This window comes from Nocardioides dongkuii (assembly GCF_014127485.1).
In the GTDB taxonomy this organism is placed as follows: domain Bacteria; phylum Actinomycetota; class Actinomycetes; order Propionibacteriales; family Nocardioidaceae; genus Nocardioides; species Nocardioides dongkuii.
The window spans coordinates 2,692,028-2,704,247 of the sequence record NZ_CP059903.1 but is presented as its reverse complement, the minus strand read 5'-3'; the positions used below and the strand labels follow the sequence as shown (position 1 = coordinate 2,704,247).

12 protein-coding genes are annotated in these 12,220 nt (G+C 72.3%); 8 read left to right on the top strand and 4 right to left on the bottom strand.

Annotated elements, in window-relative coordinates; translation table 11 throughout:
• Positions 1–91 precede the first annotated feature (91 nt).
• From H4O22_RS13020 to H4O22_RS13005, 4 genes are read left to right on the top strand one after another with little or no spacing between them, the layout of a single operon-like run.
• Positions 92–1,627 (top strand): alanine/glycine:cation symporter family protein, encoded by a 1,536-nt coding sequence (locus tag H4O22_RS13020; RefSeq protein WP_244962961.1) that lies wholly within the window; start codon positions 92–94, stop codon positions 1,625–1,627.
• Positions 1,628–1,644: 17 nt separating this feature from the next.
• The gene (locus H4O22_RS13015; protein WP_182523815.1) at positions 1,645–2,181 is read left to right on the top strand and encodes a GNAT family N-acetyltransferase; all 537 of its coding nucleotides are present in this window, start codon (positions 1,645–1,647) and stop codon (positions 2,179–2,181) included.
• Between the two features lie 9 nt (positions 2,182–2,190).
• A complete protein-coding gene (locus tag H4O22_RS13010) occupies positions 2,191–3,030 on the top strand; it encodes a hypothetical protein (protein WP_244962960.1) in 840 nt (279 codons plus the stop codon).
• 54 nt (positions 3,031–3,084) lie between these two features.
• The gene (locus H4O22_RS13005) at positions 3,085–4,887 is read left to right on the top strand and encodes a 3-hydroxyacyl-CoA dehydrogenase family protein (protein ID WP_244962959.1); all 1,803 of its coding nucleotides are present in this window, start codon (positions 3,085–3,087) and stop codon (positions 4,885–4,887) included.
• Positions 4,888–4,902: 15 nt separating this feature from the next.
• Here the strand turns inward: H4O22_RS13005 and H4O22_RS13000 are convergent, their stop codons facing one another.
• Positions 4,903–5,832 carry a DUF6910 family protein gene (locus tag H4O22_RS13000; protein WP_182523813.1) on the bottom strand — a complete coding sequence of 310 codons (930 nt, stop codon included), beginning with the start codon at positions 5,830–5,832 and terminating at the stop codon, positions 4,903–4,905.
• A gap of 7 nt (positions 5,833–5,839) precedes the next feature.
• Positions 5,840–6,346 (bottom strand): SRPBCC family protein, encoded by a 507-nt coding sequence (locus H4O22_RS12995; protein ID WP_182523812.1) that lies wholly within the window; start codon positions 6,344–6,346, stop codon positions 5,840–5,842.
• Positions 6,347–6,378: 32 nt separating this feature from the next.
• Between H4O22_RS12995 and H4O22_RS12990 the strand changes: the two genes are divergently transcribed.
• The 3 genes from H4O22_RS12990 to H4O22_RS12980 all read left to right on the top strand — a co-directional run bounded on the left by H4O22_RS12990 (position 6,379) and on the right by H4O22_RS12980 (position 8,562).
• A complete protein-coding gene (locus tag H4O22_RS12990; protein ID WP_220451160.1) occupies positions 6,379–7,146 on the top strand; it encodes an endo alpha-1,4 polygalactosaminidase in 768 nt (255 codons plus the stop codon).
• A 14-nt stretch (positions 7,147–7,160) separates the two neighbouring features.
• Positions 7,161–7,958, top strand: coding sequence for an alpha/beta fold hydrolase (locus H4O22_RS12985; protein ID WP_182523810.1), 798 nt, complete (start codon positions 7,161–7,163; stop codon positions 7,956–7,958).
• 160 nt (positions 7,959–8,118) lie between these two features.
• Entirely contained in the window at positions 8,119–8,562 is a 444-nt protein-coding gene (locus H4O22_RS12980) for an HIT family protein (protein WP_182523809.1), read from the top strand.
• Positions 8,563–8,582: 20 nt separating this feature from the next.
• On the opposite strand, the gene H4O22_RS12975 is transcribed toward H4O22_RS12980, so the two are convergent.
• Both H4O22_RS12975 and H4O22_RS12970 read right to left on the bottom strand, forming a co-directional pair.
• Complete coding sequence (locus H4O22_RS12975; protein WP_182523808.1) at positions 8,583–9,836, bottom strand: HNH endonuclease signature motif containing protein; 1,254 nt, start codon at positions 9,834–9,836, stop codon at positions 8,583–8,585.
• A gap of 798 nt (positions 9,837–10,634) precedes the next feature.
• Positions 10,635–11,174: a CGNR zinc finger domain-containing protein gene (locus tag H4O22_RS12970; RefSeq protein WP_182523807.1), complete on the bottom strand. Its 540-nt coding sequence runs from the start codon at positions 11,172–11,174 to the stop codon at positions 10,635–10,637.
• Positions 11,175–11,212: 38 nt separating this feature from the next.
• Here H4O22_RS12970 and H4O22_RS12965 point away from each other — a divergent pair, with 38 nt between their 5' ends.
• Complete coding sequence (locus H4O22_RS12965; protein WP_182523806.1) at positions 11,213–12,190, top strand: EamA family transporter; 978 nt, start codon at positions 11,213–11,215, stop codon at positions 12,188–12,190.
• Positions 12,191–12,220: the final 30 nt, after the last annotated feature.

Here is a 12,220-nt window from a genome sequence, read left to right as displayed (position 1 = left end):
TACCGGCGTCCGGCCGGACCGTTGCGCACGGGACCGGGGTCGGGTTGGCTGGGTCGGCATGGCGGGTCTCGGCGCGGTCCCTTCGGCAGGTGTGGCGGCGGGGGCCGACCCCGGCTGGATCAGCAGCGTCGAGGAGGCGATCAACGACGCCTTCGACCCGTTCGCCACCGCGGTCACCTCGGTGGTCTTCTGGGAGCTGCCGCTCGGGGAGTACTCCTTCCCGCTGATCGTGCTGTGGCTGGTGGTGGCCGCGGCGGTGTTCACCGTCTACTTCCGCGGGGTGCAGTTCACCTCGCTCGGCACCGCCGTGGCCCTGGTGCGGGGCACGTACTCGCGGCAGAGCGACCCGGGCGAGGTGACGCACTTCCAGGCGCTCGCCTCGGCGGTCTCCGGCACCGTGGGGCTCGGGAACATCGCCGGCGTCGCGGTGGCCGTGACCATCGGGGGACCGGGCGCGACGTTCTGGATGGTCCTGGCCGGGCTGCTCGGCATGTGCACGAAGTTCGTCGAGTGCACCCTCGGCGTCCGCTACCGCGAGGTCCACGAGGACGGCACGGTGACCGGCGGCCCGTTCCGCTACCTCCCGGTCGCCTTCGAGCGGCTCGGGCCCGTGGTGAGCAAGGTCGCCGTCACGGTGTTCGCGGTCGCGCTCATCCTCTTCGGCGCCCTCGGCGGCAACGCCTTCCAGTCCAACCAGACCTACGCCCAGGCGGTCGAGATCACCGGCGGCGACGACGGGTTCCTCGCCTCCTCCGGTGCCGCCCTGATCTTCGGGCTCGTCCTCGCCGCGCTGGTCGGGGTGGTGATCCTCGGCGGCGTGCGGTCGATCGCCCGGGTGACCTCCAAGCTCGTGCCGTTCATGGCGGTCCTCTACATCGGGGCGTGCCTGCTGGTCATCCTCGGCAACGTGAGCGAGGTGCCGACCGCCCTCGGCACCATCGTCTCCAGCGCGTTCGACCCCGAGGGGGTGACCGGCGGCGCCGTCGGGGTGCTCATCGTGGGCTTCCAGCGGGCGGCGTTCTCCAACGAGGCGGGGGTCGGCTCCGCACCGATCGTGCACTCGGCGGTGAAGACCAAGCACCCCGTCTCCGAGGGCTTCGTGGCGATGCTCGAGCCGTTCATCGACACCGTGGTGATCTGCACGATGACCGCGCTGACGATCGTCATCGCCGACACCCCGCTGTACGCCGACCTGCTGGACGCGTCCGCGGCCGGGGAGACGGTCACCAACGACACCGGCGTCGTGCTCACCTCGCGCTCCTTCGACTCCTTCCTGCCCGGCTTCGACAACGTGCTGGCCCTCGCCGTGGGGCTGTTCGCGTTCTCCACCCTGATCACCTGGAGCTACTACACGCTCAAGGCCTGGACCACGCTGGTCGGACGCAGCCCCGCCAAGGAGAACGCCTTCAAGCTGCTCTTCTGCGTCTTCACCGCGCTCGGCGCGGTCGTCGACCTGGGCTCGGTGCTCTCCTTCGCCGACGCGATGCTCTTCATCTGCGCGGTGGTCAACCTGTCGGCCTGCTACCTGCTGCTGCCGAAGGTCAAGGAGGAGTTCCGCAGCTTCCGGGCCGGCCTGCGGTCCGGTGAGATCGCCGAGGTGCCGCGCGACGAGCGCGCGTCGGGCTGACCTGGGAGGATGCCACGGTGAGCCCGCGACCCGCGCCGTACGCCGTCCGCCTGGCGCGCCCCTCCGACCTGCGCCACCTCGCCGCGATCGAGGACGCGGGCGGTGCGCTGTTCGAGGGGCTGTGGGGCGACCTGGGAGGGGACCCGCTGACCGACCCGCCGCCGACCGGAGGGCACCGGGCCGACCGGCCGGGGTTCCTGCTCGTCGCGGGCGACCCCGTGGTCGGCTTCGTGCACGTCCTGGAGATCGAGGGCGCGGCACACCTCGAGCAGCTCTCGGTGCACCCCGACGCGATGCGCCAGGGGGTCGGGACGGCGCTGGTCCGCGCGGCGCTGGAGGAGGCCCGGTGGGCCGGGCACGAGGAGCTGTCGCTGTGCACCTACCGCGACGTGCCGTGGAACGGGCCGTTCTACCGCCGCCTCGGGTTCACCGAGGTCGAGGACCCCGAGCCGTGGCAGCGACGCCTGCGCGAGCACGAGACGGCGCTGGGGCTGGACCGCCACGGGCCGCGGGTGGTCATGCGCGTCGCGCTCGGGCGACCAGCCGGGACCTAGTCTGGGGGCGTGGTGCAGACGCTCTTCATCCTGCTCGTGGTCCTCGGCCTCGTGGTCGCCTACGGGGTCTCCCAGCGACGCGGCCGGCGCCGCGAGCTGGAGCGTCAGGAGCAGGCCCTCGCGCCGGTCCGGCGCACGGCCGCGGAGGACGTCACCGCGCTCGGCGAGCAGCTGCAGGCGCTCGACCTGGAGGTCGCGGGCCGGGAGCTCGACCCGGGCGCCCACGCCGACTACCAGCGCGCGCTGGACGCCTACGAGTCGGCGAAGGCCGCGGTGGACGCCCTCGAGCGACCTGAGGACGTCCGCGGCGTCACCGAGATCGTCGAGGACGGCCGCTACGCGATGGCGTGCGTGCAGGCGCGCGTCGAGTCCCGGCCGCTGCCGTCCAGGCGGCCGCCGTGCTTCTTCGACCCCCGGCACGGCCTCTCCGAGATCGACGTCCCGTGGCGCACCCCGGCCGGCGACGTCCGTGAGGTGCCCGCCTGCGCGCTGGACGCCGACCGGGTGCGCCAGGGCGCGGAGCCCGACGTGCGCAAGGTGATGGTCGGCGCCCACCGGGTGCCCTACTGGGCGGGCGGCGCGGCGTACCAGCCCTACGCCGCCGGCTACTTCGGGGCGTTCGCGCCGATGAACTGGATGTTCATGGGGATGATGTTCGGCGGCCTGGGCGGGTTCGGTGGCTTCGGGGGTGACGGCGGCGGCGACGGCGGTGACAGCGGCGGTGACGGCGGTGACGGCGGTGACGGCGGTGACGGCGGCGGTGGGGACAGCGGTGGTGACGGCGGCGGCGGCGGAGACGGCGGCGGCGACTTCGGCGGGTTCGGCGACTTCGGTGGCTTCGACTTCTGAGGACGTGTTCGGGGTCACTGTTACCGGGCGGTAATACGTGTCATGATCCGGGCCATGACGACCTCCCCTGAGTCCTCCGCGCGCACCTTCTCGACCATCGGAGTGGTCGGTCTCGGCACCATGGGCGCCGGCATCGCGGAGGTCTTCGCCCGGCACGGGTACACCGTGGTCGGCGCCGAGAAGGACGACGAGGCGCTCGAGCGCGGGCGCCAGCACCTCGAGCACTCGACGGACCGCGCGGTCAAGCGCGGCAAGCTCACCGAGGAGGAGCAGGCGGGCCTGCTCGGCCGGATCACCCTCACCACCGCGCTCGCCGACCTCGCCGACGCGGACCTGGTCATCGAGGCCGTCGTGGAGTCGATGGACGTCAAGAAGGCGATCTTCCGCGAGCTCGACGGGATCGTCGCGCCGGACGCCGTGCTGGCCACGAACACCTCCTCGCTGTCGGTGACCGAGCTCTCCACCGCCACCGCGCGGCCCGGCCGGGTCGTGGGCGTGCACTTCTTCAACCCCGCGCCGGTGCAGGACCTGGTGGAGATCGTCCGCACCGTCGTCACCGAGGAGGCCGTGCTCGCCGACGTGAAGGCGCTGGTCGAGGCGCTCGGCAAGAACCCCGTCGTGTGCGGCGACAAGGCCGGGTTCATCGCCAACACCCTGCTCTTCGGCTACCTCAACCACGCGGTCGCGATGTACGAGGGCAAGTACGCCTCCCGCGAGGACATCGACGCCGCGATGCGCTACGGCTGCGGCTACCCGATGGGCCCGCTGGCGCTGCTCGACCTGATCGGCCTGGACACGGCGTACGAGATCCTCGAGACGATGTACCGCCAGGGCCGCGACCGCCTGCACGCGCCGTCGCCGGTCCTCAAGCAGATGGTCACCGCGGGCCTGCTGGGCCGCAAGACCGGACGCGGCTTCTACACCTACGAGGCGCCCGACAGCCCGGTCGTCGTCCCCGACGACAAGACCCCCTCCGCCGACGAGAAGCCTGAGCTCCGGCGCGACATCCGGAGCGTCGGCGTCGTCGGCACCGGCACGATGGCCACCGGCATCATCGAGGTGTTCGCGAAGAGCGGCTTCGACGTGACGTACGTCGGCCGCAGCCAGGACAAGGTCGACGGCGTCGTCGCCGCGATCACCAAGAGCTTCGACAAGCAGATCCAGCGCGGCCGGGCCACCGAGGAGACCAAGACCGAGGTGCTCGGCCGGCTCACCGGGTCGATCTCGCTCGACGACCTCGCCGACGTCGACATCGTGGTCGAGGCGATCGCGGAGGACCTCGCGGTCAAGACCACGCTGTTCGCCAACCTCGACGACATCTGCAAGCCCGGCGCGATCCTCGCCACCACGACCTCGTCGCTGCCGATCATCGCCTGCGCGCAGGCCACGAGCCGTCCCCAGGACGTCGTCGGCATGCACTTCTTCAACCCCGCGCCGATCATGAAGCTGGTCGAGGTCGTCTCGACGGTCTCGACCTCCGAGGACGTCACCGAGACCACCCGCGCCCTGTGCGAGCGGGTCGGCAAGGTGGCCGTCTCCTGCGCCGACCGCGCCGGGTTCATCGTGAACGCGCTGCTCTTCCCCTACCTCAACGACGCGGTCAAGATGCTCGAGGCGCACTACGCCACGGCCGACGACATCGATACCGCGATGAAGCAGGGCTGCGCGCTGCCGATGGGCCCCTTCGAGCTGCTCGACGTGGTCGGCAACGACGTGTCGCTGGCGATCCAGCGCGAGCTCTACCTGGAGTTCCGCGAGCCGGGCTTCGCGCCGGCGCCGCTGCTGGAGCACCTGGTCACCGCGGGCTACCTCGGCCGCAAGACCAAGCGCGGGTTCCGCGACTACAGCGCGCGCTGACCCGCGCGGGCCGCGTCACCAGGTGACGCGGAGGTCGAGCGCCGACGACGGCACCTGCGGGTCGTCGGCGTCGACCGTGGCGAGCAGGTGCGCCTCGCGGTGGCCGGCCCCGCGCCCGTTCGGCCTGAGCGCGAGGCCCTCGACCTTGGCGACCCGGCCGTCGAGCGCGGGCAGCATCGCGCGCGCGGCGACCTCACCGTCGACCCCGCCGTCCACCAGGACGGCGAGGGCGGAGGCGACCACCGGGCCGTCGTCGTAGGCGTTCGGGCTGTCCTCAGCCGCGGCGCTGACGAGCGTCGTCCGGTCGTCGACGGCGACCGCGTCGGTGACCGCGAGGCCGTCGCCCAGGTGCACCTCGCGCGGCCGCGCGATCCGCACGCTGGCGGGGTCGAGGGATCCGCGGGTGGCGGCGACCAGGTCGTCGAGGGGTACCTCGAGGCTCGCCGACGGCAGCCCGCCCGCGGGGCGGCCGCGATGGAACCAGCGCACGGTGCCGCCGGCCACGGCCGCGCCCTCGAGGTTGAGCTGGTCGGGCGGCACGCCGAGGACCTCGGCGACCCGGGGGTACAGCGGCGCCAGGTCGCCGACGACGGGCTCCCCGCCGGGCTCCGGCACGAGGACCGAGCGCATCCGGGCCGGGGTGGACCCCGACCCCAGGAGCAGCACGCCGTCCTCGGCGCCGTCCCTCCCGGGGACCGGGCAGGCCGCCTCCAGGTCGGGCTTGAGGTGCTTGGTCCCGTGCGCCTCGTCGAAGACCTCGTGCCCCGCGACCGCGGGCAGCAGCCGCACGGGGTCGCCGGCGCCGTCGCGCCACCAGCAGGCGTGGGTCGCGTCGTCCTGCGCGACCAGCCAGCCCCCGCCGTACGGCGCGACCGCGGAGGCGGCGCGCACCGGCGAGCCGTCCCGGAACCGGAGCGGCAGCACGCGGTCGACGCTGATCCGCACGACGTCCTCAGCCGCGGACGTACCCGCGCCGCACGGTGCGGTCCAGGATGCCCAGGGTGGCGCGCAGCGCGTTCTCGCTGAGCACCGGGAAGATCCCCATCGCGCGCCAGTCGGGGTGGATGTCGGACCAGTCGTAGAACGAGGTGACCAGCGTGCCGTCGCTGCCGTCGGGGTCCGGCTCGAGGCGGTAGCCGTAGACGTGTCCGATCTGCGGGCGCACCCGGCCGAGCACGGTCCAGGAGATCAGCCGGTCCGGCTCGAGGTCGCGGATCGTGACGGTGACGTCGTAGCGGCCCATCTCGGGGAAGTCGTTGAGGGACTCGCGGTCCATGTGCACGGTGAAGGTGTCGCCGGCCGCGGCGACCGGCTCGCCGGTGGCGCCCTGGAGCATGCCGGAGGAGTCGATCGCGATGTGGCCCTGCGGGTCGCAGAGGACGGCGAACACGTCCGCCGCCGGTGCGGCCATCAGGCGGCTGGTCTCGATGCGCTCCTCGCTGCTCTCCTCGGTGGTCATGGAGGGATGGTGCCACGGGTAGCGTCCCGTCCGTGCGCAGATTCGTGACGACCCTGCTGGCGCTCGTGACGACGGCCGTGATCACGACCGTGGCCGCCCCGGCGTACGCCGTGGAGCAGCTGCCGGTCGGCACCGACGTGGACTACCAGCTCGGCGGGGTGCGGTCGGTGCCGGACCGGGTCGGGATCGTCGTGCGGGACCGCACCGAGGCGCCGACCGGGCGGTACGACGTCTGCTACGTCAACGGGTTCCAGACCCAGCCCGGTGCCCGCGGGTTCTGGCGGGACCGGATGCACCTGGTGCTGCAGCGCGACGGCCGGCCCGTCGTCGACGAGGACTGGGGCGAGTGGCTGCTCGACCTGCGCACGTCGGCGAAGCGCCGCCAGCTGGCGCGCATCGTCGGGCGCTGGACGGCCGGGTGCGCGCGGGACGGCTTCGACGCGGTGGAGTACGACAACCTCGACTCCTTCACCCGCAGCCACCGGCTGCTGAAGCGGCGCCACGCCGTCGCGTACGCCCGGCTGCTGGTGCGGGCGGCGCACCGGTCCGGGCTCGCCGCGGGCCAGAAGAACCTCGCCGGCCTCCGCGGCTCGCGGATCGGCTTCGACTTCGCGGTGGCCGAGGAGTGCGGCCGGTACGACGAGTGCGGGCGCTACGTCGCGGCGTACGGCCGGCGGGTGGTGGTGGTGGAGTACCGGCGCCGTGACTTCCGCGCCACCTGCGCTGAGCACGGCGACCGGCTCCCCGTCGTGCTGCGCGACCGCGACCTGACCCCGCGCGGCCTCCGGGCCTGGTGCTGACTAGCCTCGGCGCCATGGCTTCCGCGTCCCGCTCGTCCGGCCTCCACACCACGGAGCTGGGGGAGTCCGGACCCCTGGTCGCGTTCTGCCACGGCCTCTTCGGGCAGGGCAAGAACTGGACCACCGCCGCCAAGGCGCTCGCCGTCGACCACCGGGTGCTGCTCGTCGACATGCCGCACCACGGGCGGTCGGCGTGGCGGGAGCGCTTCGACTACGTCGAGATGGCCGACGAGGTCGCGGGGCTGTTCTCCGCCGACGACCCGGTGGCGCTGGTGGGGCACTCGATGGGCGGCAAGGCGGCGATGGTGCTCGCCCTGCGCCACCCCGAGCTCGTGGAGCGGCTGTGCGTCGTGGACGTCGCGCCGGTCGCCTACCCGGAGCGCAGCGAGTTCGGCGGCTACATCGAGGCGATGCTGGCCCTCGACCTCGACGGACTCGAGCGGCGCAGCGACGCCGACGAGGCGTTGACCGAGGCTGTGCCGCACCCCACCGTGCGCAGCTTCCTGCTGCAGAACCTCCGCCGCGACGGCGACGGGTGGGCCTGGATGCCCAACCTCGAGGTCCTCGGCCGCGACCTCGACCTGCTCGGCGGCTGGCCCGAGGAGGCGCTCGCCGACGCCCCGCCGTACCGGGGCCGCACGCTGTGGATCGCCGGCGAGACCTCGCCGTACGTCGAGGATGAGTACGCCGCCGCCATGGACCGCTGGTTCCCGAACACCCGCCGGGTCACGGTGAAGGGCGCCGGCCACTGGGTGCACTCCGAGCAGCCCGAGGTGTTCCTCGAGGTCCTGCGCCGCTTCCTCGCCGGCTGACCTCCGGCTCGCCCTCCGGTGGTTGAGCAGCGAAGGCGCTCTGCGCGTCGCCGGTGGTTGAGCAGCGAAGGCGCTCTGCGCCTGAGCGTTGTCGAAACCCGGTGGGCCGAGCCGGGGCCTCGATCACCACGCTCGACCACCGAATCGCTAGCGTCGCCGCATGAGTGACCAGGTCGACTCGGCGGAACAGTGCGTCTTCTGCGGGATCGTGGCCGGGACGATCCCCTGCGCGAAGGTGGCCGAGGATGCGACGACGTTCGCCTTCATGGACATCGATCCCGGCTCGGACGGCCACCTACTGGTGATCCCGAAGCGCCACAGCGCCGACCTTGTCCAGATCCCCGCCGAGGACCTGACTGCTACCACGCTGGCCGCCCAGCGGATCGCGATCGTCGCGCTTTCCGAGCTCGGCGCCGACGGGGTGAATCTGCTCCACTGCAGTGGCGTCGCAGCGTGGCAGACCGTCTTCCACTTCCACCTGCACGTGATCCCGCGCTATCGCGACAAGGGCAAGGACCGGCTGGAGCTGCCGTTCGAGCCCGGCAGACTGGCTGACACCGAGGCCATCGCCGAGCGCGCGAGGAAGCTCGCCGCCGCGCTCTAGACCTGTCAGGTCCCAGCGGCCTACGTCCGTCGGTGGAAGGTGATCTTGCCGTCGGGACGGCAGGTGCTGGCGTACGCCGGGTCATGGGCCCGGGCATGGTGCTTCGGACACAACAACCGGGCGTGGTCGATGTCGGTGACTCCGCCTTGGCACCAGGCCGGGTCGTGGTGGGCGTGGCACATGCCGGGTGGCCAGTCGCAGCCCTCGGCGGTGCACCCGCCGTCCCTGATCGCGAGGGCGATGCGTTGGGTCTTGGTGTGGAAGCGGCGGGTGCGGCCGAGGTCGAGGACCTGGGACTTGCCGCCGAGGACGGCGGGGATGATCCCGGCCTCACAGGCCAACCGGCGGGCCTGTCCGGCGCTGATGGTCGCGCCGGTGTCGAGGTGCGCGACGCCGTGGCCCCCGCGGAACGTCTCGAGGCCCATCAGCACCACCGCGGTGGCGTTGACGCCACCGGCCTCGGGCAGCACCCCGGCCGGGATCCGTTCGATCAGCTCGCAGAACGCTTGTCCGAGCCGCTCCGGACCCGGGCGCCGCACGGGCAGCGTCCCGTGGCGGGCGGTTTGGGCTTTCGGTGCGGCGATGGCGTGCAGGGCCTTCTTGAGCATCTGGGCTTGGGCGGTGGGGAGCTGGAACTTCCCGTAGGTGGTGCCGTGGCCGTCGTCGGTCATCGTCAACCGGGTGTGTGCCCGGGCGCGTTCTTCCTCTGCCTCGATCACCCTCGCCTCGTGGGCCTCCCCGATCTCGGGGGCGACCACGTCCAGCAACCGCTTGCCGAGGCGGCGTAACGCGACCGGGTCGTGATGGGCTGCCTCTGTCAGCAGCACCTCAACCGCGCGATCGCGGACATCCACCTCGATGTCGTCGGGGAGTGCGTCGACGGCGTCAGTGATGACGAGTGCTTGGTCGGGGTTCACCCGTCCTTCGGACAACGCGACCCGGACCGGCTCAAAGGTCTCCCTGTCGAGGGATTCGGCGAGGCGCATGAACCGGTGGGTCGAAGTGCGGGACTGCCGGGTGGTGACGGCCAACCAGTTCGCCAGCGATGTCGCGCCGTTGGTCTCGGCGGTGCCGGCCTGTTGGGCGCGGACCGCGACCCTCGCCTGGAGCTCGGTGATCTCGGACTGCAACCGGTTCAGCTCGACCAGCGCCTGACCCGCGGCGTGGGCGTCCATGGAAACCAGCCAGGCGTCGCGCATCGCGGCGACGTTGTCCGCGGTGCGCGCGACCAGCCCGGTGACCGGGTGGACCCCTGCGACGGTGGCTGCTGACATGGCTCCATTCAAGCCGTGACCACCGACAGTTCCGGGGTCTGAACGGGGTCTCCACAGGGCGCTCAGATCACGACTCGATCACGAAAACCGACACCCCTCCACAACCCAAGTTGCGGACTGTGGACACCGCTCACCCCCGGTGGTCGAGCAGGGACGAAGTCCCGGTGTCGAGACCCCCGCAACCGACGTACAACCCCGACCGAGGCCCTGCCTCACCTCACCGGGTTTCGACATCGCTCAGGCGCCGGGGCGCCTTCGCTGCTCAACCACCGGCAACCGGTGGTCGAGCAGGGACGAGGTCCCGGTGTCGAGACCCCCGCAGCCAAGCCGCCCACCCCGATCAAGGCCCTGCCTCACCTCACCGGGTTTCGACAACACTCAGGCGCAGAGCGCCTTCACTGCTCAACCACCGGAGGGACCCGCCGTCGTACCGGTGGTCGGGCAGCGAGGAGCGCCCGCCGTACCGGTGGTCGGGCGATGTCGAGACCCCTGCAGCCGACGTACCACTTCGATCGAGGCCCTGCCTTCCCTTACCGGGTTTCGACATCGCTCAGGCGCCGGGGCGCCTTCGCTGCTCAACCACCGGGTGATGCCTCGATCGAGGCCCTGCGTTACCTCACCGGGTTTCGACATTCGCTCAGCCGCCAGGGCGCCTTCGCTGCTCAACCACCGGTGATGCCTCGATCGAGGCCCTGCCTCACCTCACCGGGTTTCGACAACGCTCAGGCGCCGGGGCGCCTTCGCTGCTCAACCACCGGTGACCCGCGGGGCGCCTTCGCTGCTCAACCACCGGGGGCGTCAGCCGGGGGTGGACTGGCGGGCGCGGTAGGCGGCGACGGCGTTGCGGTTGCCGCAGGCGGTGGAGCAGAAGCGGCGGGACCGGTTGCGGGAGAGGTCGAGGACGACGCCGCGGCAGTCGTCGTCGGCGCAGACGCCGAGGCGGGACATCTCGTCGGCGCGGATCACGTCGACCATCGCCATCGCGGTCTCGACCAGGAAGCGGGTGGCGAGGGGGGCGTCGTCGGCGACCGCGTGCAGGTGCCAGTCCCAGTCGTTGTGGCGGACCAGCCGGGGGAGTGCGCGAGCCTCGGCGAGCATCCTGTTCACGAGCTCGACAGCGTCGTCGCGGTCGGCGGTGAGCAGGTCGTAGAGCCGCGGGCGCAGCTCGCGCACCGCCTCCAGCTCGGCGCGGGTGCGGTCGTGCCGTCCGGTGTACCCGAAGCTCGTGAAGAGCTCGTCGAGGTCCGCGACCGTCTGGAGGGTGTCCGGCTCCAGGCCGGAGTTGGCCAGCGTCGCCGCGGCCTGGAGGGCCACCTCCGTGTCATGGGTGAATACCACGTTGACAGGTTACCGTAGGCGACGTACTGTCATGAACCATGACGACGATGACTCATGACACTCCTGCGTCGCCGTCCGTCGCGCCCGGATCCCGTCTGGCCGCCGGCCTCGTGCTCGCCGTGGTCTCCGCGGTGTCCTTCGGCATGTCGGGGGCGCTGGCCAGCGGCCTGCTCGACACGGGGTGGACGGCGGGGTCGGTCGTGCTCGTCCGGGTCGGCCTCGCCGCGGTCGTCGTCCTGCCGCTCGGGCTGGTCGCGCTGCGCGGCCGCTGGTCGCTCGTCCGGCGCAACGCCGGCCTGATCACGATGTACGGCGTCCTGGCCGTCGCGGGCGCCCAGTTCTGCTACTTCTCCGCCGTGTCCCACATGCAGGTCGGGCCCGCGCTGCTCATCGAGTACACCGCGCCGGCGGCAGTCGTGGTCTGGCTCTGGCTGCGCCACGGCCAGCGGCCCGGTCCGGTCACCCTCGTCGGCGCCGGGCTTGCCGTGCTCGGGCTGGTCCTCGTGCTCGACCTGATCTCGGGCGCCGACCTCAACACCGCCGGCGTCCTGTGGGCGCTCGCGGCGATGGTCGGCGCGGCGACGTACTTCGTCATCTCCGCCGACGAGTCCAACGGGCTCCCGCCGCTGACCCTCGCCGCGGGCGGCCTGGTCGTCGGGACGGTCGCGCTCGGGCTGCTCGGTCTCGTGGGCCTGATGCCGATGACGGCGACGACCGACCCCACGTCGTACGCCGGCCGCGAGGTCGCGTGGTGGGTCCCGCTGGTCGTGCTGGGCCTGGTGACGGCCGCCGTCGCCTACGTCACCGGCATCGCCGCCGGACGCCGCCTCGGCTCTCGGCTCGCGTCGTTCGTGGCGCTGCTCGAGGTGGTCGCGGGCGTCGGGTTCGCCTGGCTGCTGCTCGACGAGCTGCCGCGGCCGATCCAGCTGCTCGGCGGCCTGCTCATCCTCGCCGGCGTGGTCGCGGTGAAGCTCGGCGAGCGCACGGTCCGCGCCGAGGAGCCGACCCCCGCCTGAGAAAGTCGGCGCCGGGGTGCAACATCCCGG

Excerpts from the sequence above, each read along its gene's own strand:
- H4O22_RS13005 (WP_244962959.1), top strand. The coding sequence starts at position 3,085 with ATGACGACCTCCCCTGAGTCCTCCGCGCGCACCTTCTCGACCATCGGA.
- H4O22_RS12995 (WP_182523812.1), bottom strand. The coding sequence starts at position 6,346 with ATGACCACCGAGGAGAGCAGCGAGGAGCGCATCGAGACCAGCCGCCTG.
- H4O22_RS12985 (WP_182523810.1), top strand. The coding sequence starts at position 7,161 with ATGGCTTCCGCGTCCCGCTCGTCCGGCCTCCACACCACGGAGCTGGGG.
- H4O22_RS12980 (WP_182523809.1), top strand. The coding sequence starts at position 8,119 with ATGAGTGACCAGGTCGACTCGGCGGAACAGTGCGTCTTCTGCGGGATC.
- H4O22_RS12975 (WP_182523808.1), bottom strand. The coding sequence starts at position 9,836 with ATGTCAGCAGCCACCGTCGCAGGGGTCCACCCGGTCACCGGGCTGGTC.
- H4O22_RS12965 (WP_182523806.1), top strand. The coding sequence starts at position 11,213 with ATGACGACGATGACTCATGACACTCCTGCGTCGCCGTCCGTCGCGCCC.